Source organism: Enterobacter sp. SA197, from assembly GCF_054131575.1.
The window spans coordinates 4,431,368-4,456,108 of record NZ_CP096393.1; the positions used below are offsets into that span (position 1 = coordinate 4,431,368).

General features: G+C 54.4%; 21 protein-coding genes. 8 read left to right on the plus strand and 13 right to left on the minus strand.

All coding sequences use genetic code 11. The features are described 5' to 3' along the window. Window positions 1-36: 36 nt before the first annotated feature. The 5 genes from rpoN (at window position 37) to npr (ending at window position 3,522) form a co-directional block, all read left to right on the plus strand. Entirely contained in the window at window positions 37-1,470 is a 1,434-nt protein-coding gene (gene rpoN / locus M1D91_RS20730) for an RNA polymerase factor sigma-54 (protein WP_437431707.1), read from the plus strand. Window positions 1,471-1,492: 22 nt separating this feature from the next. After that, complete coding sequence (gene hpf / locus M1D91_RS20735) at window positions 1,493-1,780, plus strand: ribosome hibernation promoting factor (RefSeq protein WP_437431706.1); 288 nt, start codon at window positions 1,493-1,495, stop codon at window positions 1,778-1,780. 81 nt (window positions 1,781-1,861) lie between these two features. After that, window positions 1,862-2,353: a PTS IIA-like nitrogen regulatory protein PtsN gene (gene ptsN, locus M1D91_RS20740; RefSeq protein WP_437431705.1), complete on the plus strand. Its 492-nt coding sequence runs from the start codon at window positions 1,862-1,864 to the stop codon at window positions 2,351-2,353. A gap of 45 nt (window positions 2,354-2,398) precedes the next feature. Next, window positions 2,399-3,253: an RNase adapter RapZ gene (gene rapZ / locus M1D91_RS20745; RefSeq protein WP_437431704.1), complete on the plus strand. Its 855-nt coding sequence runs from the start codon at window positions 2,399-2,401 to the stop codon at window positions 3,251-3,253. Then, on the plus strand, window positions 3,250-3,522 hold the full coding sequence (gene npr, locus M1D91_RS20750; RefSeq protein ID WP_437431703.1) for a PTS phosphocarrier protein NPr: 273 nt from the start codon (window positions 3,250-3,252) through the stop codon (window positions 3,520-3,522). The genes rapZ and npr overlap by 4 nt, the downstream gene beginning before the upstream one ends. A gap of 25 nt (window positions 3,523-3,547) precedes the next feature. Here npr and mtgA read toward each other — a convergent pair whose 3' ends face one another. From mtgA to M1D91_RS20770, 4 genes are all read right to left on the minus strand, one after another. Further along, window positions 3,548-4,276: a monofunctional biosynthetic peptidoglycan transglycosylase gene (mtgA, locus tag M1D91_RS20755; RefSeq protein ID WP_437431702.1), complete on the minus strand. Its 729-nt coding sequence runs from the start codon at window positions 4,274-4,276 to the stop codon at window positions 3,548-3,550. Then, window positions 4,273-4,926, minus strand: coding sequence for an isoprenoid biosynthesis glyoxalase ElbB (elbB, locus tag M1D91_RS20760; RefSeq protein ID WP_437431701.1), 654 nt, complete (start codon window positions 4,924-4,926; stop codon window positions 4,273-4,275). The genes mtgA and elbB overlap by 4 nt, the downstream gene beginning before the upstream one ends. A 229-nt stretch (window positions 4,927-5,155) precedes the next feature. Next, on the minus strand, window positions 5,156-7,489 hold the full coding sequence (gene arcB, locus M1D91_RS20765) for an aerobic respiration two-component sensor histidine kinase ArcB (RefSeq protein ID WP_437431700.1): 2,334 nt from the start codon (window positions 7,487-7,489) through the stop codon (window positions 5,156-5,158). A 96-nt stretch (window positions 7,490-7,585) separates the two neighbouring features. Beyond that, window positions 7,586-8,539, minus strand: a complete 954-nt coding sequence (locus M1D91_RS20770; protein WP_437431699.1) for a TIGR01212 family radical SAM protein — start codon at window positions 8,537-8,539, stop codon at window positions 7,586-7,588. A 670-nt stretch (window positions 8,540-9,209) separates the two neighbouring features. Here M1D91_RS20770 and gltB point away from each other — a divergent pair. Further along, window positions 9,210-13,670 carry a glutamate synthase large subunit gene (gene gltB, locus M1D91_RS20775; RefSeq protein ID WP_437431698.1) on the plus strand — a complete coding sequence of 1,487 codons (4,461 nt, stop codon included), beginning with the start codon at window positions 9,210-9,212 and terminating at the stop codon, window positions 13,668-13,670. A gap of 9 nt (window positions 13,671-13,679) precedes the next feature. Beyond that, entirely contained in the window at window positions 13,680-15,098 is a 1,419-nt protein-coding gene (locus M1D91_RS20780; protein ID WP_437431697.1) for a glutamate synthase small subunit, read from the plus strand. A gap of 98 nt (window positions 15,099-15,196) precedes the next feature. On the opposite strand, the gene M1D91_RS20785 is transcribed toward M1D91_RS20780, so the two are convergent. The 5 genes from M1D91_RS20785 to M1D91_RS20805 are packed head-to-tail and all read right to left on the minus strand — an operon-like array spanning window position 15,197 to window position 21,354. Next, window positions 15,197-17,263 (minus strand): FAD-binding protein, encoded by a 2,067-nt coding sequence (locus M1D91_RS20785; RefSeq protein WP_437431696.1) that lies wholly within the window; start codon window positions 17,261-17,263, stop codon window positions 15,197-15,199. An 11-nt stretch (window positions 17,264-17,274) separates the two neighbouring features. After that, the gene (locus M1D91_RS20790; RefSeq protein ID WP_437431695.1) at window positions 17,275-18,498 is read right to left on the minus strand and encodes an MFS transporter; all 1,224 of its coding nucleotides are present in this window, start codon (window positions 18,496-18,498) and stop codon (window positions 17,275-17,277) included. Between the two features lie 57 nt (window positions 18,499-18,555). Continuing rightward, window positions 18,556-19,389: a sugar phosphate isomerase/epimerase family protein gene (locus M1D91_RS20795; RefSeq protein WP_437431694.1), complete on the minus strand. Its 834-nt coding sequence runs from the start codon at window positions 19,387-19,389 to the stop codon at window positions 18,556-18,558. Between the two features lie 9 nt (window positions 19,390-19,398). Next, complete coding sequence (locus M1D91_RS20800) at window positions 19,399-20,550, minus strand: Gfo/Idh/MocA family protein (protein WP_437431693.1); 1,152 nt, start codon at window positions 20,548-20,550, stop codon at window positions 19,399-19,401. A 15-nt stretch (window positions 20,551-20,565) separates the two neighbouring features. Next, on the minus strand, window positions 20,566-21,354 hold the full coding sequence (locus tag M1D91_RS20805) for a 3-ketoacyl-ACP reductase (protein WP_437431692.1): 789 nt from the start codon (window positions 21,352-21,354) through the stop codon (window positions 20,566-20,568). A gap of 165 nt (window positions 21,355-21,519) precedes the next feature. Between M1D91_RS20805 and M1D91_RS20810 the strand changes: the two genes are divergently transcribed. Next, a complete protein-coding gene (locus M1D91_RS20810; RefSeq protein ID WP_437431691.1) occupies window positions 21,520-22,170 on the plus strand; it encodes a TetR/AcrR family transcriptional regulator in 651 nt (216 codons plus the stop codon). Window positions 22,171-22,202: 32 nt separating this feature from the next. Here the strand turns inward: M1D91_RS20810 and sspB are convergent, their stop codons facing one another. The 4 genes from sspB to rplM form a co-directional block, all read right to left on the minus strand. After that, complete coding sequence (gene sspB, locus M1D91_RS20815; RefSeq protein WP_437431690.1) at window positions 22,203-22,709, minus strand: ClpXP protease specificity-enhancing factor; 507 nt, start codon at window positions 22,707-22,709, stop codon at window positions 22,203-22,205. A gap of 3 nt (window positions 22,710-22,712) precedes the next feature. After that, window positions 22,713-23,351: a stringent starvation protein SspA gene (gene sspA, locus M1D91_RS20820; RefSeq protein ID WP_437431689.1), complete on the minus strand. Its 639-nt coding sequence runs from the start codon at window positions 23,349-23,351 to the stop codon at window positions 22,713-22,715. 312 nt (window positions 23,352-23,663) lie between these two features. Further along, on the minus strand, window positions 23,664-24,056 hold the full coding sequence (gene rpsI / locus M1D91_RS20825) for a 30S ribosomal protein S9 (protein WP_003860436.1): 393 nt from the start codon (window positions 24,054-24,056) through the stop codon (window positions 23,664-23,666). Between the two features lie 15 nt (window positions 24,057-24,071). Continuing rightward, window positions 24,072-24,500, minus strand: a complete 429-nt coding sequence (gene rplM, locus M1D91_RS20830) for a 50S ribosomal protein L13 (protein ID WP_002437467.1) — start codon at window positions 24,498-24,500, stop codon at window positions 24,072-24,074. Between the last annotated feature and the right edge of the window lie 241 nt (window positions 24,501-24,741).

Below are 24,741 nucleotides of genomic sequence, written 5' to 3' on the forward strand. Positions count from 1 at the left end.
TATTGACGTGTTTAGTCGGAGAAGACTGCTCTGAATATGAAGCAAGGTTTGCAATTAAGGCTTAGCCAACAGCTGGCCATGACGCCGCAGCTGCAACAGGCTATTCGTCTGTTACAGCTGTCTACGTTGGAACTTCAGCAAGAACTTCAGCAGGCGCTGGAGAGTAACCCATTGCTGGAACAAACCGATCTTCATGAAGAAGTGGATACACAACAGTCTCAGGATAACGAAAGTCTCGACACCGTAGACGCACTCGAACAAAAAGAGATGCCCGACGAATTGCCCCTCGACGCCAGTTGGGATGAGATTTACACGGCGGGCACACCTTCCGGCAGCAGTACCGATTACATTGACGATGAATTACCGGTTTATCAGGGTGAAACCACGCAGTCATTGCAGGATTACCTGATGTGGCAGGTGGAGCTCACCCCCTTTTCAGACACAGACCGGGCCATCGCAACATCGATTGTCGATGCCGTAGATGACACTGGCTACCTGACCGTGTCACTGGAAGATATCCTCGACAGTATGGGCGACGAGGACATAGGCCTTGATGAAGTCGAAGCGGTACTTAAGCGCATTCAGCGTTTCGACCCGGTAGGGGTAGCGGCAAAAGATCTGCGTGACTGCCTGCTTATCCAGCTTTCCCAGTTTGCAAAAGAGACACCGTGGCGCGAGGAAGCTCAGCTCATTATCAGCAATCACCTTGATCTGCTTGCGAACCATGACTTCCGCACCCTGATGCGTGTCACTCGCCTGAAAGAGGACGTACTGAAAGAAGCGGTGAATCTGATTCAGTCGCTCGATCCGCGTCCAGGTCAGTCGATCCAGACAGGGGAACCTGAGTATGTCATTCCGGATGTGCTGGTTCGCAAACATAATACGCGCTGGGTCGTCGAACTGAACGCCGACAGTATTCCGCGTCTGCAAATTAACCAGCACTATGCCGCCATGTGTGGTGGGGCACGAAACGATGCGGATACCCAGTTTATTCGCAGTAATTTGCAGGATGCCAAGTGGCTTATAAAGAGCCTGGAGAGCCGTAACGATACTCTGTTACGGGTCAGTCGCTGTATCGTCGAACAGCAGCAAGCCTTCTTCGAACAGGGAGAAGAGTTCATGAAACCCATGGTGCTGGCTGATATTGCCCAGGCGGTGGAGATGCATGAATCGACCATCTCCCGTGTCACAACTCAGAAATACCTTCATAGTCCACGGGGTATTTTTGAACTCAAGTATTTTTTCTCCAGTCACGTGAGTACCGAAGGCGGAGGGGAAGCCTCCTCAACGGCCATACGTGCACTGGTGAAGAAATTAATCGCCGCAGAGAATCCTGCGAAACCATTGAGCGACAGCAAATTAACCTCCATGCTGTCCGATCAAGGTATCATGGTAGCGCGGCGAACCGTTGCAAAATACCGAGAGTCTTTATCCATTCCGCCGTCAAATCAGCGTAAACAGCTGGTCTGACCCAACCGATAAGGAAGACACTATGCAGCTTAACATCACAGGACAAAACGTCGAGATCACCGAAGCCCTGCGTGACTTTGTTAACACCAAATTCGCGAAACTCGAACAATACTTCGAGAGGATTAATCAGGTCTATATTGTGTTGAAAGTGGAGAAAGTGACTCATACCTCGGATGCGACTTTGCATGTCAATGGTGGTGAAATTCACGCCAGTGCGGAAGGTCAGGATATGTACGCTGCCATCGACGGTTTAATTGATAAACTGGCGCGTCAGCTGACAAAACATAAAGATAAACTGAAACAACACTAATTGTCCGGGCGGTCGTCTGGCGCGTAGCCCCCTACCGCAACCCGGTCGGGGGCTTATCTCCGACGACGCTTAGGTGAAATTATGATGAATAACGATTCCGCTCTCCAACTGAGCAATGTCCTTAACCAGGAATGTACCCGAAGTGGCGTTCACTGCCAGAGCAAAAAACGTGCCCTGGAGATAATCAGTGAACTTGCCGCAAAACAGCTGAGTCTGCCGCCCCAGGTCGTTTTCGAAGCCATTCTCACACGCGAGAAAATGGGCAGTACCGGTATTGGCAACGGGATAGCTATCCCTCACGGCAAACTGGAAGAAGACACCCTTCGCGCGGTAGGCGTGTTCGTACAGCTTGAAACGCCGATTGCCTTTGATGCCATTGATAATCAACCGGTTGATTTACTGTTTGCCCTGCTTGTTCCTGCCGACCAGACCAAAACGCACCTGCACACGCTGTCGTTAGTGGCGAAAAGACTGGCGGATAAAACGATTTGTCGTCGCCTGCGTTCTGCACAAAGCGACGAAGAACTGTATAAGATCATCACGCTGACAGAAGGCGAACAGGACGATGCATAACATTGTATTCACTGTTGCGCCAGGCGCTGTGAGGAGAAACTTTCCATGGTCCTGATGATCGTGAGTGGTCGTTCGGGTTCCGGCAAATCAGTCGCCCTGCGTGCGCTGGAAGACATGGGATTTTACTGTGTCGACAACCTGCCGGTCGTGTTGCTTCCTGAGCTGGCGAGAACGCTTGCCGACAGACAGACTTCCGCAGCCGTCAGCATCGACGTGCGTAATATGCCAGAATCACCGGAAATCTTTGAACAGGCGATGAGTAACCTGCCCGAAGAGTTCTCTCCCCAGCTCCTCTTCCTCGACGCAGACCGAAACACGTTAATTCGTCGCTACAGCGACACCCGCCGTCTGCACCCCCTTTCCAGTAAAAATTTATCGCTGGAAAGCGCCATTGATGAAGAGAGTAATTTACTCGAACCTTTACGCTCACGCGCTGACCTCATTGTTGATACCTCTGAAATGTCAGTCCATGAGCTGGCTGAAATGCTGCGTACCCGACTGCTCGGCAAGCGTGAACGTGAGCTGACGATGGTCTTCGAGTCTTTCGGCTTTAAGCACGGTATTCCCATCGATGCCGACTACGTTTTCGATGTCCGCTTTTTGCCAAACCCGCACTGGGACCCCAAGCTGCGCCCGATGACCGGCCTCGACAAACCCGTAGCGGCTTTCCTGGACAGGCATACTGAAGTCCACAACTTCATTTACCAGACCCGCAGCTATCTTGAGCTCTGGCTCCCGATGCTTGAAACCAATAACCGCAGCTACCTGACCGTCGCGATTGGTTGTACCGGTGGTAAACATCGCTCCGTCTATGTTGCTGAACAACTGGCTGATTATTTCCGCTCACGCGGGAAAAATGTTCAGTCCCGTCATCGTACGCTGGAAAAACGTAAAACATGACCGTAAAACAGACCGTCGAAATCACCAATAAGCTGGGGATGCATGCGCGCCCGGCAATGAAGCTGTTCGAACTGGTTCAGGGGTTTGATGCAGAGGTGCTGTTACGCAATGATGAAGGAACCGAGGCTGAAGCCAGCAGCGTCATTGCGTTGCTGATGCTGGATTCAGCCAAAGGGCGTCAAATCGAAATCGAAGCCAATGGTCCGCAGGAAGAAGAGGCGCTGGCAGCAGTTATCGCGCTGTTTAACGCCGGATTTGACGAAGAGTAATCCTCTCCCGCCCAGGAGAGGAGTGTCAGTGCAGCCTGTTACTCTCCAGAAATGATTCCCCGCCTAACTGGTGCATCTGACGCAGGATCCACGCCTGCCGGCTACGAACATAGCCCGAGGGCGCGTCAACCCGAAACCGCAACGGGTTAGGCAAAACAGCCGCCAGCAGCGCCGCTTCCGACATGGTGAGTTTGCTGGCTGGCTTGTGAAAATAGCGCTGTGAAGCCTCCTCAACGCCAAACACCCCCTCCCCAAACTCCGCAATGTTCAGGTATACGGTGAGTATCCGGCGCTTCGTCCAGATGACCTCCGTCGTGAGCGTCAGCCCCGCTTCCAGCCCTTTACGCACCCAGCTTTTGCCATCCCACAGCAGCAGATTCTTTACCGTTTGCTGAGAAATTGTCGATGCGCCACGGACCCGGTTTTCATGCCGCTCATTGTGAGACAGGGCCTTTTCAATCGCGCCAAAATCAAGCCCCCAGTGCTCGGGAAATCGTTGATCTTCAGCGGCAATGACCGCCAGCCCAGCCCAGGGGGAAATATCATCCATGCCGACCCAGTCAGAATGCGCAACATAGCCAAAATCGCCGGTAAGCCAGGCACCCAACTGCCGCTCTACCATGACCGCAGAAAAGGGTACCGGCAGAAAGCTGAACAGGACAATGCCGCCACCCCAAAAAATGGCAAGTGCCAGCACCGCCCGTAAAATCAGTCGCTTAAGACGAACTTTTAGTGGACCACGCCGCACTTTCATTCCGTCAGCACCAGCACGCGTGCCACCAGCTTTTCGATACCGGTGGCCGCTTCGGCGATGTTTTGCGCCAGCATATAAGCAGGCGTGGTGACAACTTTGTTCTCCTCATCGACCACAATATCGTCTACCGGGCAGGAGACATGTTCAGCCCCCATATCCTCCAGGACTTCAGCGGTATCAATATCCGTACCTATGGTCAGACGCAGGGGGAAATCAAAAATTTTTGGCAACATTGCCGGCGCGATACAGATAAAACCAAGCGGTTTACCCGCCTGGTGCATCTCCTGCGCCAGATGCTTTAGCTGCGCATCAACGGCGCATGCGCTCCCCTCACTGGCAAAGTTACTGAGATTCTTTGCCGCACCAAATCCTCCGGGAACGATGAGGGCATCCAGATCCTTTACTGATGCATGCGCGAGCGACTGGATGGATCCACGGGCAATGCGTGCCGCTTCGATCAATACATTGCGGCTCTCATTGATCGGCTCCCCGGTCAGATGATTAATCACATCGGTCTGGATCTTATCCGGTGCAAAGCAGACGGCCTCGGCCCCTTCGCGGGCGATCGCAAGCAGCGTAAGCACCGCTTCATGGATTTCAGAACCGTCATACACCCCTGCTCCGCTGAGAACGACACCGACTTTTTTCATTCTGCTCATCCTTTATGCAATGTCATGTAGATAATTAAAAATTTTGATAAGGGCGCTATGCTTCACACATTTCATTGATTGACGTAACAAATCATTTAAGATTTGCTATCTTATGTGCGTGCAGTTCAAATTTTCAGACTGCGCCCTTGTAAAAAAACTATAACTTCACGGCGCAGCCACGTTTTCCCTGGTGTTGGCGCAGTATTCGCGCACCCCGGTTTATCCGGGGTCATTTTTTTCCAGCGTCCGCTACCCAGGCTTTCAGCACCGCCACATCATGCTGCCACTCCTGTTTCATCTCTTCGATCCATTCACCGACATTATCCCACCATGCAGGAAGATCGGGAGACTGGATCTGCTGACCTAGCTGTTGAAGATGACGCAGTCCGATCGATCCTGCCGCCCCTTTGATCTTATGCCCCTCTTCCACGATCCCTTTCTGATCCCGCGCCGTCAGGTTCGACTCCAGCACGCTAAGATAGCCCGGCATCATCTTCTCAAAGACCGCCAGTCCATCGGTAATGAGTTTTGGCCCCACCAGCTCGAGGTACTGTTCGAGCATCGCTACGTCCAGCAGGTTTTGTGATTTGTTATCCGTTGCAGTCATCGTTTCATCCTCATCGTCGCGGGTATCCCAGAATTTCTTAATCATGGCGGTCAGGGCGGGCACCGCCAGGGGTTTGCTCAGCACATCGTCCATTCCGGCTTCCAGATACTCGTTTTTATCTTTCAGCATGTTAGCCGTCAACGCCACCAGCGGAGGCAGTTCCTCACGGGCAAACTGACTGGTGAGTAAGCGGGAGATATCAAGCCCTGTCATGTCAGGCAACTGAATATCCAGTAACACCAGGTCATATTCACCGGGCCTGAACATCTCCAGCGCCTCTTTACCCGTCATCGCCACATCCACGCTGCTGCCCAGTTTTTCCAGCACGGAACGGGCGACAATGACGTTAAGTTCAATGTCTTCCACCAGCAGCACATGAAGGGCTGGTAACGGCATATCATCATCTTCAAAGGCATCTTCCACCTCTTCTGCAACCGCAGGCGCATGTACGGTAAGGGTGAACAGAGAGCCTCTGCCCGCCTCACTTGTGACCACAATGTCACCTCCCATGCTTTTTGCGAGGCGTCGGGAGACCGCAAGGCCAATCCCGGTTCCGGTCGCCGGTTTCCCGCCCTGGCTGTCTTTTACCTGATAATACATGGCGAAGATTTTATCGAGTTCTTCACGCGGAATACCGATACCAGAATCTTCGACCTCAAAGCGCAGCATATCTCCCGCCTCATAGCGCACACGCACCGTCACCTGGCCTTCGCGGGTAAACTTGACGGCGTTGCTAATCAGATTCCAGAGGATCTGCCGCAGCCGCGTACCATCGGTGACCACTTTATGCGGTAACGGTAGCGTCGGTTCCATCACAAACCGCAGTCCCTTCTGGTGAGCCTGCAATCCGGAGAGGTTCTCAAGGTCGGCCAGGAAGCTGGTGAAGTCGACAGGCTGGTTATCAAGCTGAACCTTACGGCGCTCCATTTTATCCATATCAATGATGTCATTGAAGATATTGCCCAACGTCACGGCCGAGACATGGATAGTTTTGAGGTATTTTTCCTGTTCACTGGTCAAATCGGTGTCCAGCAGGATCCGGCTTAAGCCAACGATGCCATTCAGGGGCGTGCGTAGCTCGTGGCTGATGGTGGAGATAAAGGTCGTCTTATCGCGACTGGCACGCTCAAGGGCGTCCTGATAGCGCTTACGCTCGGTAATATCGCGCCCGAAGCCCATCAGCCCGTGGCGCTTGCCTACGCGGTCATAATAGGGAACCTTACGAATTTCAAAACAGGCCTTGCGCCCGTCCGGGTAATCCAGCCACTGTTCGTAGGTAAGCGAGACGTTATGGCGAAATACTTTCTCATCAGTTTCGTTCACCTTCTCAGCCGCTTCAGTTGAATAGACATCCTGCGGCTTGAGGTTGATGAGTTGTTTCTCACTTTTCCCGGTCAGCAGTTCCATCGCCCGATTGCAGCCTGAGAACTCTTTATCTTCATTACGATAGAACACCAGATCGGGCGAGGCATCGAGAAAAGAGCGCAAAAAGGTCGACTGCTGTTCGAGCTGTATTTGCGTCTGTTCACGCTCCTGCATCTCAATCTTGAGCCGTTCAAAGGTAGCCTGCCGCTCAGCTTCGGCTTTCTCACGGTCGGCCATCTCCTGGTTGAGTCGGGTGATGTTCTCTTTAAGCTGTATATTGAGTTTAAGGTCGCGGTTACGCATCTCTTCAAGCTTATCAACCAGTCGGGACAGCCGCTGACGAGACTCTTCAAGTTGCTCTACCACCACCGACAGGAAGTAGACCGCCCAGGGGGTTATCAGTAAGCCAAAGAAAATTGAGCGGATAACGTCGATATTTTCCACCTGGCCTTGCAACACCATCGTTACCGCCATCTGTACCACAATGGCCAGCACCACCAGCGCCAGTGCTAACAGCATGGAGAAACGTACCAGGCCGAGCTTCATCATCAGGTCGACGTAATATTGCGCCAGTAAACGGATTTGCTTCATAACGATTTCCTCAAACGATTCCGCTCAATAATACTCAATTCTGAGCAAGGCGTTGAAGGTTGTGCGAAAAATGCGGCAATCATTGAGATTTGGCATTCATTCAGCGAATGATTTGGAGGCGGCGGTGCATTCAGGCGTCCAGCACTGTCCCAGCGCCGATCCCTGCACCCCGTGCGCCTTCAGATAGCGGTCAAGTTCCACCATCCCCGTCCAGCGGTTTTCACACCACAGCGGCGCCAGCAACGTAGGGCGGCGGGCGCTGGCGGAAATACGGTGATAAATCACCTCCGGCGGCGTATGGCGAATCATCTCCCCGGCGGTCAGCGTGTAATCCTCAAGCGCAATGCCGCTTAGCCTGCCCGCTTCCCAGGCCTTCGCCATAATGCTGCCCTTAACAATATGCAAAGGATGCAGCTTAATGCCGTCCACACCGGTATCTACGACGCGCTGGAGCGTTTGCAGGCATTCAGCCTGACCTTCTCCCGGCAGGCCGACAATCAGATGGCTACAGACCTTCAGGCCACGCTCGCGGGCAAGCCGGGTGGTACGCTGGTAGCAGACGAAATCGTGGCCACGGTTAATGCGATGCAGCGTTTTATCATGTGCCGTCTGTAACCCCAGTTCGAGCCAGACTTCAAAACCCTGCTCATGGTATTCACTTAACAGGTCAAGCACCGCTTCCGGCACGCAGTCTGGCCGCGTGCCCACGCATAAACCCACGATACTGGCCTGGCTTACCGCCTGCTGGTACATAGACCGCAACACCTGAACTTCCGCCCAGGTACTGGTATAGGCCTGAAAATAGGCAAGATAACGCTTTGCGCGATTAACCAGATGGGCCTGATGGGTAAGTTGTTCGGCAATGGAACGGTGCTGCTGCGCTTCGTCAGCAAAAGAGGCTACGTTACAAAAGGTACACCCCCCGCGCCCGATGGTGCCGTCGCGGTTTGGGCAGCTAAAACCGCCATGTAAGGTCAGCTTATGGACTTTTTCACCATAACGGCGGGCAAGATCCCCACCAAACATATTGACTAATTTCTGTAACTGCATAATCTGAGAGGCCGTGCTCTGAAAGGGGCCAAGCCTGCCATTTTTAGCTTTCGACGGCGATGATGTGGATCAATCGCCCGGCAACGCTTTTATTTACTGCATAAAAAATCATTATTACCGCACTTTCATTCACGCTGATGCCAATTACTTTTCCTTATGTTCGGCCTCTATTTTGCAAAAATAGTAGCGGCTGTGAAAAACAGTGAGTTTATGCGACCGCAACCCCTTCAGTAGCATAAAAATCTGCTATGACCCCTTTAGTTAGTACGGTAACGCATTAAGCGGGCTTTTCAATAGTGAGTCAGATCACAGAAAGAAATGGGCTATCGCTGCGCTCTGGCAATGTAAAAAAGGTTAAATATATTTATATTTCAAATAATTAACTAACTCATAGCACATTTTTGTATAAATAAGCCTGGCATTTGACCTGAATAAGGATTCCCGATAAGTTGGAAATCCGCTGGAAGCTTTCTGGATGAGCGGTCTGCTCATCATATTTATGCAGTTATTGTGATTCCCTCTTAAGCAAGTCCTCAACACTTGTGTACCGATGCGAAAAGGAAATTAAAGAGGGCGACATTCGAGGCATATGCCCCGTCGCCATGCTCTTTTTGCGCCTGTGCGCGTCGGTCAGGAGGGGGTCCCGTAGAGCCTGGGGAGGTTCACTGATATGTTGTACGATAAATCCCTTGAGAGGGATAACTGTGGTTTCGGCCTGATCGCCCACATAGAAGGCGAACCTAGCCACAAGGTAGTGCGCACCGCTATACACGCACTGGCCCGTATGCAGCACCGTGGTGCTATCCTCGCCGATGGTAAAACCGGTGACGGCTGTGGTTTGCTGCTGCAAAAACCCGATCGTTTCTTTCGTATCGTTGCGCAGGAACGCGGCTGGCGTTTAGCCAAGAACTATGCTGTCGGTATGCTGTTCCTGAATCAGGATCCTGAAAAAGCGGCCGCCTCACGCCGTATCGTTGAAGAAGAACTTCAGCGCGAAACCCTGTCGATTGTTGGCTGGCGTGATGTGCCAACGAACGAAGGGGTGCTCGGTGAAATCGCCCTCTCCTCGCTGCCTCGTATAGAACAGATTTTTGTTAACGCGCCTGCGGGCTGGCGTCCGCGTGATATGGAACGCCGTCTGTTCATCGCCCGCCGCCGCATTGAAAAACGCCTCCAGGAGGATAAAGAGTTCTACGTCTGTAGCCTCTCGAACCTGGTCAATATTTATAAAGGTCTATGTATGCCGGCTGACCTGCCGCGCTTCTACCTGGACCTGGCGGATCTGCGTCTGGAATCGGCCATTTGCCTTTTCCACCAGCGCTTCTCCACCAACACCGTGCCGCGCTGGCCGCTGGCACAGCCGTTCCGCTACCTGGCGCACAATGGCGAGATTAACACCATTACCGGTAACCGCCAGTGGGCGCGTGCCCGTACCTATAAGTTCCAGACGCCGCTGATCCCGGACCTGCACGATGCTGCACCCTTCGTGAACGAAACGGGTTCAGACTCAAGCTCAATGGACAACATGCTTGAGCTCCTGCTGGCAGGTGGTATGGACATCGTCCGTGCCATGCGTCTGCTGGTTCCGCCTGCATGGCAGAACAACCCGGATATGGACCCCGACCTGCGCTCCTTCTTCGACTTTAACTCCATGCATATGGAGCCGTGGGATGGCCCGGCCGGTATCGTGATGTCCGATGGACGTTTCGCCGCCTGTAACCTGGACCGTAACGGTCTGCGCCCGGCGCGTTATGTCATCACTAAAGACAAACTGATCACCTGCGCCTCCGAAGTCGGGATCTGGGATTATCAGCCTGACGAAGTGGTCGAGAAAGGCCGCGTTGGGCCGGGCGAGCTGATGGTGATTGATACCCGTGGTGGTCGAATTCTGCACTCCGCTGAAACCGACAACGATCTGAAAAGCCGCCATCCTTATAAAGAGTGGATGGAGAAAAACGTTCGTCGGCTGGTGCCATTCGAAGAGCTGGCAGACGATCAGGTTGGCACCCGTGAAATGGATGACGACCTGCTCGCCAGCTACCAGAAGCAGTTTAACTACAGTTTTGAAGAGCTGGACTCCGTTATCCGTGTGCTCGGCGAAAATGGCCAGGAAGCGGTGGGTTCAATGGGTGACGATACCCCGTTTGCCGTGCTCTCCAGCCAGCCACGTATCATTTACGATTACTTCCGTCAGCAGTTCGCGCAGGTGACCAACCCGCCTATCGATCCGTTGCGTGAAGCCCACGTGATGTCGCTGGCGACCAGCATTGGCCGTGAGATGAACGTCTTCTGCGAAGCGGAAGGTCAGGCACACCGCCTGAGCTTCAAATCGCCCATCCTGCTGTACTCCGACTTCACTCAGCTCACCACGATGAAAGAGGAGCATTATCGTGCGGATGTGCTGGATATTACTTTCGACGTGACCCAAACCACGCTGGAAGAGACCGTCAAAGCGCTGTGCGATAAAGCCGAGCAGATGGTCCGCGACGGCACCGTGTTGCTGGTGCTGTCTGACCGTGCAATTGCTAAAAACCGCCTGCCGGTGCCGGCGCCAATGGCCGTGGGCGCGATTCAGACCCGTCTGGTGGATAAGAGCCTGCGCTGCGATGCCAATATCATCGTAGAAACAGCGAGTGCCCGCGACCCGCACCACTTTGCCGTGCTGCTGGGCTTCGGTGCCACCGCCATCTATCCGTACCTGGCTTATGAAACCCTGGCAAAACTGGTCGACACCCGGGCTATCGAGAAAGACTACCGTACCGTGATGCTGAACTACCGTAACGGCATCAATAAGGGTCTGTATAAGATCATGTCCAAAATGGGCATCTCGACCATTGCCTCCTACCGCTGTTCAAAACTGTTTGAAGCGGTCGGCCTGCATGAAGATGTGTCGGGTCTGTGCTTCCAGGGCGTGGTCAGCCGTATCAGCGGTGCAAGCTTCTCTGATTTCCAGCAGGACCTGCTGAACCTGTCAAAACGCGCCTGGCTGGCACGTAAGCCGCTGGATCAGGGTGGACAGCTCAAGTACGTCCACGGCGGCGAATACCATGCCTATAACCCGGACGTGGTGCGCACCCTGCAACAGGCGGTGCAGAGTGGCGAATACAGCGATTATCAGCAGTACGCCAAACTGGTGAATGAGCGTCCGGCTGCAACGCTGCGGGACCTGCTGGCCATCACGCCGAACGGCGAAACCGTCAGCATCAACGACGTTGAACCGGCAAGTGAGCTGTTCAAACGCTTTGATACCGCGGCGATGTCCATCGGCGCACTGAGCCCGGAAGCCCACGAAGCGCTGGCAGAAGCCATGAACAGCCTCGGTGGTTTCTCAAACTCCGGCGAAGGCGGTGAAGATCCGGCGCGCTATGGCACCAATAAAGTGTCACGCATTAAGCAGGTTGCGTCCGGTCGCTTCGGTGTAACCCCGGCGTACCTGGTCAACGCTGACGTTATCCAGATTAAAGTGGCTCAGGGCGCAAAACCGGGTGAAGGCGGTCAGTTACCGGGTGACAAAGTGACCCCGTACATTGCCAAACTGCGTTATTCGGTGCCGGGCGTGACCCTGATTTCTCCTCCGCCACACCACGATATTTACTCTATCGAGGATCTGGCGCAGCTGATTTTCGACCTTAAACAGGTCAACCCGAAAGCGATGATCTCCGTGAAGCTGGTGTCTGAACCGGGCGTCGGCACCATCGCGACCGGTGTGGCAAAAGCCTACGCCGATCTGATAACCATTGCCGGTTATGACGGTGGTACGGGTGCAAGCCCGCTCTCCTCCGTGAAATATGCCGGTTGCCCGTGGGAACTGGGGCTGGTGGAAACCCAACAGGCGCTGGTCGCCAACGGCCTGCGTCACAAGATCCGTCTGCAAACCGATGGCGGGCTGAAAACCGGCCAGGACATCATTAAAGCGGCTATTTTAGGTGCCGAGAGCTTCGGCTTCGGTACCGGTCCAATGGTGGCGCTGGGCTGTAAATACCTGCGTATTTGTCACCTCAACAACTGCGCAACCGGTGTGGCAACTCAGGACGAGAAACTGCGTAAAAACCACTATCACGGCCTGCCGTTCAAAGTGACCAACTACTTTGAATTTATCGCCCGTGAAGTGCGTGAGTTAATGGCGCAGCTGGGTGTCAAACGTCTGGTCGATCTGATTGGTCGTACCGATCTGCTCAAAGAGCTGGACGGTTTCACCGCCAAACAGCAGAAACTGGATCTGTCGAAACTGCTGGAAACCGCCGAACCGCATCCGGGCAAAGCGCTGTTCTGCACCGAGAACAATCCGCCGTTTGATAATGGCGTGCTCAATGCGCAACTGCTGCAACAGGCAAAACCGTTTGTGGACGAACGCCAGAGCAAAACCTTCTGGTTTGACATTCGCAACACGGACCGCTCCGTCGGTGCATCGCTGTCCGGCTATATCGCGCAGCATCATGGCGATCAGGGTCTGGCGTCTGACCCGATTACCGCGCACTTCAGCGGCACCGCAGGCCAGAGCTTCGGCGTGTGGAACGCGGGCGGCGTAGAACTGTATCTGACCGGCGATGCCAACGACTATGTGGGTAAAGGCATGGCAGGTGGTTTAGTGGCGGTTCGTCCGCCAGTGGGCTCGGCTTATCGTAGCCATGAAGCGAGCATTATCGGTAACACCTGTCTCTATGGCGCAACCGGCGGTCGACTCTACGCCGCAGGCCGCGCAGGTGAGCGATTTGGCGTGCGTAACTCCGGCGCGATTACCGTGGTTGAAGGTATTGGTGATAACGGCTGCGAATACATGACCGGTGGTATCGTCTGTATCCTCGGCAAAACGGGCGTCAACTTTGGCGCAGGCATGACGGGCGGCTTCGCCTACGTACTGGATGAAGACGGTGAATTCCGCAAACGCGTGAACCCGGAACTGGTGGAAGTCCTGAGCGTTGATGACCTTGCTATCCATGAAGAACATCTGCGCGGTCTTATCACCGAGCACGTACAACATACCGGTTCTTCACGTGGTGAAGAGATTCTGGCGAACTGGCCGACCTTCTCAACGAAGTTCGCGCTGGTGAAGCCAAAATCCAGCGATGTGAAAGCTCTGTTAGGTCACCGTAGTCGTTCCGCAGCTGAGCTGCGGGTGCAGGCGCAGTAAGGGGTAGCAATGAGTCAGAACGTATACCAGTTTATAGACTTACAGCGTGTCGATCCGCCGAAGAAACCGCTGAAGATCCGTAAAATTGAATTTGTAGAAATCTATGAGCCGTTTTCAGAAGGCCAGGCCAAGGCGCAGGCAGATCGCTGCCTCTCCTGTGGTAACCCGTACTGCGAGTGGAAATGTCCGGTACACAACTACATCCCGAACTGGCTGAAGCTGGCCAACGAGGGGCGTATTTTTGAGGCGGCAGAGCTGTCGCATCAGACCAACACCCTGCCGGAAGTCTGTGGGCGCGTCTGCCCTCAGGACCGACTGTGTGAAGGCTCCTGTACCCTGAACGACGAGTTTGGCGCAGTGACCATTGGTAACATCGAACGCTATATCAACGATAAAGCGTTTGAAATGGGGTGGCGTCCTGACCTGACCGGCGTGAAGCAAACCGGCAAACGTGTTGCCATCATCGGTGCGGGCCCGGCAGGCCTTGCCTGCGCGGACGTATTGACCCGTAACGGCGTAAAAGCCGTGGTGTTTGACCGTCACCCGGAGATCGGCGGCCTGCTGACCTTTGGTATCCCGGCCTTCAAGCTGGAGAAAGAGGTGATGACCCGTCGTCGCGAAATCTTCACCGGTATGGGGATCGAGTTCAACCTGAACACTGAAGTGGGCCGTGATGTGCAGCTCGACGACCTGCTGAACGATTACGACGCCGTCTTCCTGGGGGTGGGTACTTATCAGTCCATGCGCGGCGGTCTGGAAAATGAAGACGCCGATGGCGTATTTGATGCGCTGCCGTTCCTGATTGCCAACACCCGCCAGATCATGGGCTTTGGCGACTCCGCAGAAGCGCCATACACCAGCATGGAAGGCAAACGCGTCGTGGTGCTGGGCGGTGGGGATACCGCGATGGACTGCGTGCGTACTTCCATCCGTCAGAACGCGAAGCACGTTATCTGTGCTTACCGTCGCGACGAAGAAAACATGCCGGGTTCCCGTCGTGAAGTGAAAAACGCGCGTGAAGAAGGCGTCGAGTTTCAGTTCAACGTGCAGCCGCTCGGTGTGGAAATCAACGCCAACGGTAAAGTATGCGGCGTAAAAATGGCGCGTACCGAAATGGGTCAGCCGGATGCGAAAGGCCGTCGTCGCGCAGAAATCGTGCCTGGCTCCGAGCATGTGGTACCGGCAGACGCGGTCGTGATGGCGTTTGGTTTCCGTCCGCACAGCATGGAATGGCTGGCGAAACATAGCGTGGAGCTGGATTCTCAGGGCCGCATCATTGCGCCGGAAGGTAGCGACAATGCGTTCCAGACCAGCAACCCGAAGATCTTTGCCGGTGGCGATATTGTGCGCGGTTCCGATCTGGTGGTGACTGCGATTGCTGAAGGTCGTAAAGCGGCCGATGGCATTATGAACTGGCTGGAAGTGTAAAACAGCGTGCCGGATGAGGGGCTATCCCGTCATCCGGCTAACGCTGGTACAGCCCTCTTTTCTCTCCCGTCGCTTCCTGAAGCATCCCGCTTCCACGCTTAGCTCCGATAGATCTCATCCGTGAGAAACGCCGGCCAGTTTTTCTCAAAGAAAATGGCTGAAAGATCGTCGAGCGTGCGTAGCGGCTTGGTCTCTACCTGGAATTCGCCATGCCGCCAGACGACCTGCAATTGTTCCTGCCGGTGTTCAGGCTTCTCCGACAGAAAACGAAAGGCAGACAGCTCGCCCTCACGGGTTTGCGGTACCACATCCCCCTGCGACGAACACAGCATGCGCGCTCCCCGGCTGCCGCCGCCGTTGGCAATATAAACCTCCAGCGCCACGAGCAGTGCCTCTGATGCCAGCGCCATGTGACGCCATTGCAAACTGAACGCTGCCTGATGGGGGTGCGTGATGGCGATGCCACTTTGGGCAATACGCTGATTCAGACGATGGGCGGCCTGACGCGCCCCCGGCACACGTGCTGCATCACAGATAAACCCGGCCCGCTCACTCATGCGCTGCTGAATTTCAGCGCGCACATCGTTGATGGATAACGCCTGAGGATGGCTACTGTCCTGCTGGATCTGGCGCAGCAGTGCTGCCGTTTGTGTTTCGAATAAAGCCGTTGATGGGCTGCGCGGCGTCGCTGCAATATGCTTTGCACAGCGCAAACCAAACACCTGCCCGGCATTCAGTGCGGCCCCGCCGGGGCGCGTCACGCCATGCGTTCCCGCCGCTTCCCCCACCGCGTAGCAGCCGTTGAGCGATGATTGCCCCCAGACATCCACCGCGATACCGCCATTCATATGCTGATGGTTGACGTTAAAAGGCAGCGGCTGGGTGGTGAGATCGTGCCCGTGATGCTTATAAAGCTCGATAGCCAGCGGATTCATGCGCTGCAGACGTGCGATGGGCAATTCAAGGCAGGCATCGTTGTTGCGCAGGTAGTGATAAACATCTTCATCCAGATTGCCAATGGCAAAAGGCTCATCGCCCGGCACCGGCAACGGGTTGCGGTTGAAATCCATCAGAATGGTTCGCCCGGCCTGAGATTCGTTATAAATCGCCAGATCCACCAGGCTTGAGCCAAAGTCCAGCATACGCGTGGCGTGAATGGGCCACTGATATCCTTTACGGAAAATGTTTGAGGCCAGCTCGCGGGTGGTGCGGTAGTACCGTGCAAGGAAATTGTGCTCCTGTCCGTGCGCATCCATAGAGTAGATGTAGGGCATGCTCTGCACGTAAGTGCCGGAGAGATTCCAGGGAAACTCGTCGCGACGGGTACCAATGCCAAACTGATGCTCCGTCAGATTGACGGTGGCAATCCCGGCCTCCAGCGCCAGTCCGAGTGAACCAAAGCAGCGTTTCGGGTAGACGCTGTCCCTGAAGAGCTCCCCGGGGCCACCTGCCGCGAGCACCACGGTCGGACTACGCATCAGGCACAGCCCCCACGGGTTATCCTCCGCTCTTGCCCCTTTGACAATGGCGAGGATCCCCGCCACCCGTCGCTGCTCACCCTCTCCTTCTGTCAGTAGCCTGACCGCCGTAGCATGGTCAACAAAGGGCACGCCCAGCAGTACCGCCTCTTCTGCCAGAACTTTAACCATTAGTCTTGAGGTGCGTGGGCCACAGCTGGTGGCTCGTCCCACCTCATCGTGATCCGTCTGATAACGCAATACCGCGCCATATTTGTCCTCCGGCAACGGCAGTCCGATGCTCTTCAGGCCGATAAAGGCCTCCACCGACCCCACCGATTCGACATAGGCCGTGTCCGCATCCATCGCCCCGCCCGCGCCAATGGCAGTAGCAAGCGCCGTGAAATTGTCACCTCTGAAACTGGTTGAGGCGGTGTGCAGCGTCTGTTTATCCGATCCGGAACAGGCTGAGGTGCCCCAGAATAAGGTCTGTGTCGCCACCAGCACATCCATTTTTCTGCGTTTCAGTTCTACAGCGGCACGTAGCCCGGCCGCACCGCTACCGACCACCAGCGCATCGCTCTCATAAACCGGAATGCGAAATCCATCAATCTCAATGCGCTGCTGCGGCTCCGCCTGTAAAACATGGCGCGGCATGGTCACGTTGGTCAGATTTTCCAGGATTGACTGCGGGATCGTTATTGCCATGTTTTCCTTCCTTAAATACGTGATGACAGCCCGGACATGCCCATCTCTTTGACAGGCTTAGGTGCTTTACGTACGCCCAGCAGTAACACCGAGCTCACCACCATGACGCAGGCCGCCACAAACCACACCGCTGACATGGAGTATTTGTCGGCAAAATATCCGGCCAGTACCGGCGAGATCCCCCCTGCGGTCATGCCGACATTCATCACAAAGCCAATGGCTGAACCGCGCAGCTGCGGTGGCACCAGTTCTGCGGTAAATGAGAGCACCAGCGGCGTGACGGGATAACCCAGCAGGCCAAGCAGCAGAACCAGGATAACCACCGCAAAAACGGGCAGCTGTAACACCATTGCCGCCATCAACAGGCTACTGGCCACCGTGATGCCTATCAGGATGCTGCGTTTACGGGAAAAATCGCCGCCATCGCAAATGCGGCCCAGCAAAAAGCCGCCCAATGCCCCTGTTAACCCCAGCAGACTGGCAATCGTTCCTGCGGTGCCGATAGTGAGCTGTTTAACATTCATCAGGAATGTCGGTGCCCAGAGCAGTACAATCCACCAGCCGCTCAGCAGCAGGAAGTAGTAAAACGCCATCAGCATGACGGATTGGTTTTTAAACAATTGCTTCAACGGCACTTTCTCGTGTTTCGCAACGGCGACTGCTTTTTTCGGTTCAGACTTCACCAGCATCGCGTAGGCAATAGCGACCAGGATACCCAGCCCCCCGGCAACATAAAACACCACGCGCCAGCCATATTCCGGGCCGAGAACCGCTCCGAGCCAGGTGCCAAAAAAGCCGCCGATGGGGTAGCCCATCCAGTAGAGGGACATTACGGTGGTGCGTTGTTTTTCAGTGGTGACGTTCGCCACCTCCAGCGAGGCGGCAGGCCAGAACACCCCTTCCCCGATGCCGGTCATCACACGATAAAAAATCAGCGACGTCAGGCTTCCGGCAATCCCGGTAAGCATGGTGGCCACGGAGAACATGACCAGGCCTAAAATCAGCACCGGTTTACCGCTGAGCTTGTCGGCGATAATGCCTGACAGGAAAAGAAAACCGATAAAACCGTAGAAGAACGAACTCATCAGAATGCCGGACTGGCCTTTACCCAGCCCGAAATCTGTTGCGATGAGGCCGATTGCAGAGGAGACGGTCATGCGATCCACGGAGTACATCATGTAGCCCAGCCCGCAGAGAACCGACACCAGTATCATCTTTTTTGTATCTGTATTCATATTTCCCTCGACTAACCTGGTAAGACTGACGAGACATCAGATACAGCCAAAATCTGATTAACAATGCGTCATATGACGCGCTTTGCAGGTAGCCAGCACCGTATCCGGGTCGCGCTGCCACCAGTTATGTTCAGAGAAAATTTCCACCTCATGCGCCCCGTCGTAGCCGAGCGCTTCGACGGCCTGACGGGCGGCACGTATATCAATCACACCATCGCCCATCATGCCGCGATCGAGCAGCAGATGATTGGTTGGCACCAGCCAGTCGCAAATATGAAATCCGAGGATCCGTTTGCGACCGGCGCGGCTAATTTGCTGGAAAAATTTGGGATCCCACCAGGTGTGGTAGAGATCGACCGCCATGCCGAGCCCGTTCTCTCCCAGCTCATCGCAAAGATCGTTTGCCTGTTCCAGCGTGTTTATACAGGCACGATCGGCAGCATACATCGGGTGCAACGGCTCAATGGCCAGCGGCATTCCCGCGCTGCGCGAATATTCCAGTAAGCGTCCCAACCCGTCGCGCACCTGACTGCGTGCGCCGGCGAGATCTTTTGACCCGCCCGGCAGCCCTCCAACCACCAGTACCAGACAGGCAGCGTTAACGGCCAGCGCTTCATCAACGGCCCGTCGGTTGTCGTCGTCGGCCGCACGCCTTGCCGCCTCGTCGATACCGGGGAACATCCCGCCACGGCAGTAGCCGCTGACGGTGAGTTCATTTGTGCGGATAAGCTCAGCGGTACGCTTAAGCCCGAGCGCCTGCACCTGATCGCGCCAGGGCGAGATGCCACGAATTTCATGGCGGGCGCAACCCTCGATAATCTTATCCAGCGTCCATTGCTGGCGGACGGTAGCCGTGTTCAGCGATAAACGCCGTGGATCCGGTTGTTGCATAACGCCTCCTCAACGCACCAGCGATGGAACATCAACCCAGCGACGCTCTTTCCAGCTCTGCAGGGCAAGCTCAACCAGTTGCACGCCTTTCGCCCCTTCAAGCAGGTTCCAGCGGAAATCACCCTCTCCATGCACGTGGCGCAGGAAAAGCTCCCACTGCACTTTGAAAGCATTGTCGTAAGTCGTGGTATCCGGCACCGGCGACCAGTCTTCATAGAAGTTATGCGTCTGGCGAACATCGGGGTTCCAGACCGGTTTCGGGGTATTGACGCGGGATTGCGTCAGGCAGTCGGTGAGGCCCGCCACCGCAGAACCGTTTACGCCATCCACCTGGAAGGTCACCAGATCGTCACGGCGCACGCGTACGCACCAAGAGCTGTTAATCTGCACAATGGTGCCGTTTTTCAGTTCAAAGGTGGCGTAGGCTGCGTCATCGGCGGTGGCTTTATAAGCGTTGCCCTGCTCGTCAAAACGTTCAGGAATGTGGGTTGCGCCCAGGCAACTGATACTCTTGATTTCACCAAACAGGTTATCGACGACGTAGCGCCAGTGGCAAATCATGTCGAGGATGATGCCGCCGCCATCTTCCTGGCGGTAATTCCAGGACGGACGCTGGGTGGGCTGCAAATCCCCTTCAAATACCCAGTAGCCAAACTCACCGCGCACCGACAGCACCTGCCCAAAAAAGCCCGCCTGATTGAGCATCTGCAGTTTGCGCAGCCCCGGCAACCAGAGTTTGTCCTGCACCACGCCGTGGCATACCCCCTGCTGTTCCGCATAGTGGTAAAGCTCCATCGCTTCGGACAGGCTGACCGCCACCGGCTTTTCGCAATAGATATGTTTCCCGGCGGCAATCGCCTTTTTCAGCAATGTGGGGCGCGCCTGGGTGGTCGCCGCGTCGAAGAAAATAGTGTCGTTGGGATTGGCAAGCGCTGCATCAAGGTCGGTGCCCCAGCGGGTAATGCCGGTCTGTTGTGCCAGCGCGGCAATTTTTTCCTCATTACGACCAATCAGGATGGGATCCGGCAGCAAACGATCGCCGTTTGCCAGCAGCACGCCCCCCTGCTCGCGAATCGCGACGATCGAACGGATCAGGTGCTGATTTTTACCCATCCGGCCAGTTACACCATGCATGATAATGCCAACGGAAATGGTAGCCATTGCTGTGCCTCGTGATTAAAAGTGGGATTTGTTCAGGCCGCCGTCCACATCAATAATCTGGCCGACCGTGAAGGGGAGTTTGCCGCCTGCCAGTGCATCAACGACAGTCGCGATATCTTCCGGCTGACCCCAGCGCTTCATGGGTACCAGGCCGTCATTAATAAGCTGGTCATATTTAGGTTTTACGCCGCTGGTCATGTCGGTGGCGATAATGCCGGGGCGCAGTTCGTATACGCCCACCCCCTCTTCAGCCAGACGTAGCGCGAACAGTTGCGTCACCATGCTTGCCGCCGCTTTTGATACGCAATATTCCCCACGCGATATCGACAGGCTATGGGCGCTACAGGAAGTGATGTTAATAATAGAGCGGTGCTGCCCGTTCAGTTCCCCCTGTTGCAGCATGGCACGCGCTGCCTTCTGGCAGAAAAAGAACATGGACGTGGTGTTAACATCCTGACAATACTGATAATTCTCTGGCGTCACCTCCAGCAGGTCGCCGCGCTGCTTCGCCGCAGTTCCGGCGTTATTAACAACGCAATCCAGCCGTCCCCAGCGGGCTAACACCTTGTCAAACATAGGCTGCTGAAGGGGTAAGTCGGCCACATCGCCTGGCAGTGCCAGTGCTTCAATGCCAAATCCCTCTAATTCCGCTACCATGGCTTGTTGCCGGGCACGGCCTTCTTCGGTATCACGTCCGTTGATGGCGACATGAAACCCGGCTCTGGCCAGCGCGAGCGCACAGGCTTTACCAATTCCCCGTGTCGAGCCTGTTACCAGTGCTACCGGACGCTGCGAATGGATCATGTGGATACTCCCTGCTGAGAACGATGGATTTCAACTAATCAGTTGAAACTGCCAAATCAGTATAGGAAGAGTCAAAAATTAAAATCATGATCGACTTCGCAAAATCAACCAGATGGTTGATTTATTTAAAACTACAATTAAAACAAGAAATTGAATGGAGATTCTATGAAAGGGGAATCAAGAACAAAGCGCAGACATGATCCTGATCTCACAAAATGCCTGATCCTGAACGCGGCGAAGAAGGAGTTTGCCGAAAAGGGTTTCGATGGCGCGAGGATTGATCAGATTGCTGCCACGGCAAAAGTGAACAAGCAGCTGATCTATTACTATTTCGACAACAAAGACACCCTCTTTACCCATGTTTTACAGGCGGCATATCAGGATATTCGTACCAAAGAGGCGGCACTGGAGCTGGATCATTTGCCGGCCCGCGATGCGGTACTCGAATTGATGGATTTTACCTGGCATTACTACCTCGAAAATCCGGAATTTATTCAGCTGCTTAACAGCGAGAACCAGCTGAAAGCTCGCCACCTCAAAGAGGTGGATACCATCGTGCCGATTAACAGCACCTGGCTTGCGATCACCCAACGTATTCTCGATCGCGGGCAGGAAGATGGCACGATCAGGCCCGGAATTGACGCGATGCAGCTTAATATCACTATGTCGGCACTGGGATTTTTCTATCTTATTAACCAGTCAACGCTATCGATTATTTATCAGCAGGATTTGAAACGACCGGAAGCACTGGCGGTCCGAAGGAAGGTGATGCGGGAGACCATTGCCTGCTGGCTGATGCCAGGCGCGCAGGCATAAAAAAAGCAGGGCCTGCTGGCCCTGCCTGGATTTTACTTCACGACGCGTAACGAAGGGCGTCCACCACGGGGTGGGGGATCATCATCAGGATCGTTGTTGTCTTCGTGATCGGGTTTATCACCATCAATCACTGACATTACCGATGTTACCGCCTCGTCTTCAGAGAGCGTGGCATCGTTTTCATCGTTAAGGCTGACCACGTCTTCGTCGTAGGCAACTTCCGGCTCAAACATCGTACCGGCACCGTTTTCTCGCGCATAAATCGCCAGTACCGCAGCAAGCGGGACGGAAACCTGACGCGGAACGCCGCCAAAGCGCGCGTTAAAGCGCACTTCGTCGTTGGCCAGCTCAAGATTACCGACTGCGCGTGGCGCAATGTTGAGAACGATTTGCCCGTCACGCGCATACTCCATCGGCACGCGCACCTCAGGTAAGGTGACGTCCACGACCAGATGCGGCGTGAGCTGGTTGTCCAGCAGCCACTCGTAAAATGCGCGTAGCAGATAAGGACGACGCGGTGTCAGTTGCGACAAGTCCATCAGTTAACCCCGGCCAAGGCGCATCTCGCGCTCTGGTTCAGTTAAAGAGGCGAGGAAGGAGTCACGCTCAAATACGCGTGTCATATACCCTTTCAGCTCTTTAGAACCTGCACCGCTCAATTCGATACCCAGAACCGGTAAACGCCACAGCAACGGTGCCAGATAGCAATCCACGAGGCTGAATTCATCACTCAGGAAATAAGGCTTCTGACCAAACACCGGGGCAATCTGCATCAGTTCTTCACGCAGCTGGCGACGGGCGTTATCAGCCTGCGCACCGCTGGTATTCTTGATGACTTCCATCAAGGAGTACCAGTCTTTCTCGATACGGTGCATGTAGAGACGGCTTTCGCCACGGGCTACCGGGTAAACCGGCATTAAAGGTGGATGCGGGAAACGCTCATCCAGGTATTCCATGATAATGCGTGATTCCCACAGAGTGAGTTCACGATCGACTAAAGTCGGTACGCTTTGATTCGGGTTGAGGTCAATCAGATCCTGCGGAGGATTATCCTTTTCCACGTGTTCAATTTCGAAGCTGACACCTTTTTCGGCCAGCACGATACGGACCTGATGGCTATAGATATCAACAGGACCAGAAAACAGCGTCATTACCGAACGTTTGTTGGCAGCGACAGCCATGAAAACCTCCAGGTATATTCAGAATTTTACTGCTACCAGCCCTACTGCGACTGGCCAGATGTTAGTTACCTACCCACGCGCACCGTCACTCTCGTTCAAAAATCAAACAAAAAATGAACAATCCCAGGCATTTGGGCAGAAAATTGGATGATAGTTTACCAGATTTTGAAGGCTTTGTGGTGAGGGGATTCCGGAAATGCTGAAAAAGAAGAGGGAATCAACTCGTTACTGTGGATAACGTGATTTTTATCCATAAAAAAACCCGGCATAAACCGGGTTTTTGCGCCAATCGCTCTGCCTGCGCAGAACAAATTAACGTTTGGAGAACTGCGGACGACGACGTGCTTTACGCAGGCCGACTTTCTTACGTTCAACCTGACGAGCGTCACGAGTGACGAAGCCAGCTTTACGCAGTTCAGAACGCAGAGACTCGTCGTACTCCATCAGAGCGCGGGTGATACCGTGACGGATCGCACCAGCCTGACCAGAGATACCACCACCTTTAACAGTGATGTACAGATCCAGTTTCTCAACCATGTCGACCAGTTCCAGCGGCTGACGAACTACCATGCGGGCAGTTTCACGACCGAAGTACTGTTCCAGAGAACGTTGGTTGATAACGATTTTGCCACTGCCCGGTTTGATGAAAACGCGAGCTGCGGAACTTTTGCGGCGACCAGTGCCGTAGTATTGATTTTCAGCCATTGCCTATAATCCCGATTAAATGTCCAGAACTTGCGGTTGCTGTGCCGCGTGGTTGTGCTCGTTACCCGCGTAAACTTTCAGTTTACGGTACATAGCACGACCCAGCGGGCCTTTTGGCAGCATGCCTTTAACCGCGATTTCAATCACACGCTCAGGACGGCGGGCAATCATCTCTTCAAAGGTCGCTTCTTTGATACCACCGATGTGGCCGGTGTGGTGGTAGTACATTTTGTCAGAACGCTTGTTACCGGTTACAGCAACTTTTTCTGCGTTCAGAACGATAATGTAATCACCAGTATCAACGTGCGGAGTGTATTCCGCTTTGTGCTTACCGCGCAGGCGACGAGCCAGTTCGGTAGCCAGACGGCCCAGAGTTTTACCGGTCGCGTCAACAACATACCAGTCGCGTTTTACGGTTTCTGGTTTAGCTGTAAAAGTTTTCATTAAAAGCTTACCCAAATAAATAAGTTACACGTTGGTGAACACCCAAACGTTTAGTCAGTTGAGGTTCACACGACAAAGTCCGGCAAACCTACCCCTTCGAATAGCCAATGCCGACACTAGAAAGTTTCGGGAAAAAAACCTTCTCGTAACGTGGGGTCGCAAGATTATAGAGAAGTCGGGGTCAAAGATCGACCCCTAATTGTGATTCGAAGCGGGTTTTTACGCCAGGCAAGGAGGGCGG

What these genes read in the sequence shown, in the direction of transcription:
- rpoN (WP_437431707.1), top strand. Translation starts at nt 37, where the DNA reads ATGAAGCAAGGTTTGCAATTAAGGCTTAGCCAACAGCTGGCCATGACG.
- hpf (WP_437431706.1), top strand. Translation starts at nt 1,493, where the DNA reads ATGCAGCTTAACATCACAGGACAAAACGTCGAGATCACCGAAGCCCTG.
- ptsN (WP_437431705.1), top strand. Translation starts at nt 1,862, where the DNA reads ATGATGAATAACGATTCCGCTCTCCAACTGAGCAATGTCCTTAACCAG.
- rapZ (WP_437431704.1), top strand. Translation starts at nt 2,399, where the DNA reads ATGGTCCTGATGATCGTGAGTGGTCGTTCGGGTTCCGGCAAATCAGTC.
- npr (WP_437431703.1), top strand. Translation starts at nt 3,250, where the DNA reads ATGACCGTAAAACAGACCGTCGAAATCACCAATAAGCTGGGGATGCAT.
- mtgA (WP_437431702.1), bottom strand. Translation starts at nt 4,276, where the DNA reads ATGAAAGTGCGGCGTGGTCCACTAAAAGTTCGTCTTAAGCGACTGATT.
- elbB (WP_437431701.1), bottom strand. Translation starts at nt 4,926, where the DNA reads ATGAAAAAAGTCGGTGTCGTTCTCAGCGGAGCAGGGGTGTATGACGGT.
- arcB (WP_437431700.1), bottom strand. Translation starts at nt 7,489, where the DNA reads ATGAAGCAAATCCGTTTACTGGCGCAATATTACGTCGACCTGATGATG.
- M1D91_RS20770 (WP_437431699.1), bottom strand. Translation starts at nt 8,539, where the DNA reads ATGCAGTTACAGAAATTAGTCAATATGTTTGGTGGGGATCTTGCCCGC.
- gltB (WP_437431698.1), top strand. Translation starts at nt 9,210, where the DNA reads ATGTTGTACGATAAATCCCTTGAGAGGGATAACTGTGGTTTCGGCCTG.
- M1D91_RS20780 (WP_437431697.1), top strand. Translation starts at nt 13,680, where the DNA reads ATGAGTCAGAACGTATACCAGTTTATAGACTTACAGCGTGTCGATCCG.
- M1D91_RS20785 (WP_437431696.1), bottom strand. Translation starts at nt 17,263, where the DNA reads ATGGCAATAACGATCCCGCAGTCAATCCTGGAAAATCTGACCAACGTG.
- M1D91_RS20790 (WP_437431695.1), bottom strand. Translation starts at nt 18,498, where the DNA reads ATGAATACAGATACAAAAAAGATGATACTGGTGTCGGTTCTCTGCGGG.
- M1D91_RS20795 (WP_437431694.1), bottom strand. Translation starts at nt 19,389, where the DNA reads ATGCAACAACCGGATCCACGGCGTTTATCGCTGAACACGGCTACCGTC.
- M1D91_RS20800 (WP_437431693.1), bottom strand. Translation starts at nt 20,550, where the DNA reads ATGGCTACCATTTCCGTTGGCATTATCATGCATGGTGTAACTGGCCGG.
- M1D91_RS20805 (WP_437431692.1), bottom strand. Translation starts at nt 21,354, where the DNA reads ATGATCCATTCGCAGCGTCCGGTAGCACTGGTAACAGGCTCGACACGG.
- M1D91_RS20810 (WP_437431691.1), top strand. Translation starts at nt 21,520, where the DNA reads ATGAAAGGGGAATCAAGAACAAAGCGCAGACATGATCCTGATCTCACA.
- sspB (WP_437431690.1), bottom strand. Translation starts at nt 22,709, where the DNA reads ATGGACTTGTCGCAACTGACACCGCGTCGTCCTTATCTGCTACGCGCA.
- sspA (WP_437431689.1), bottom strand. Translation starts at nt 23,351, where the DNA reads ATGGCTGTCGCTGCCAACAAACGTTCGGTAATGACGCTGTTTTCTGGT.
- rpsI (WP_003860436.1), bottom strand. Translation starts at nt 24,056, where the DNA reads ATGGCTGAAAATCAATACTACGGCACTGGTCGCCGCAAAAGTTCCGCA.
- rplM (WP_002437467.1), bottom strand. Translation starts at nt 24,500, where the DNA reads ATGAAAACTTTTACAGCTAAACCAGAAACCGTAAAACGCGACTGGTAT.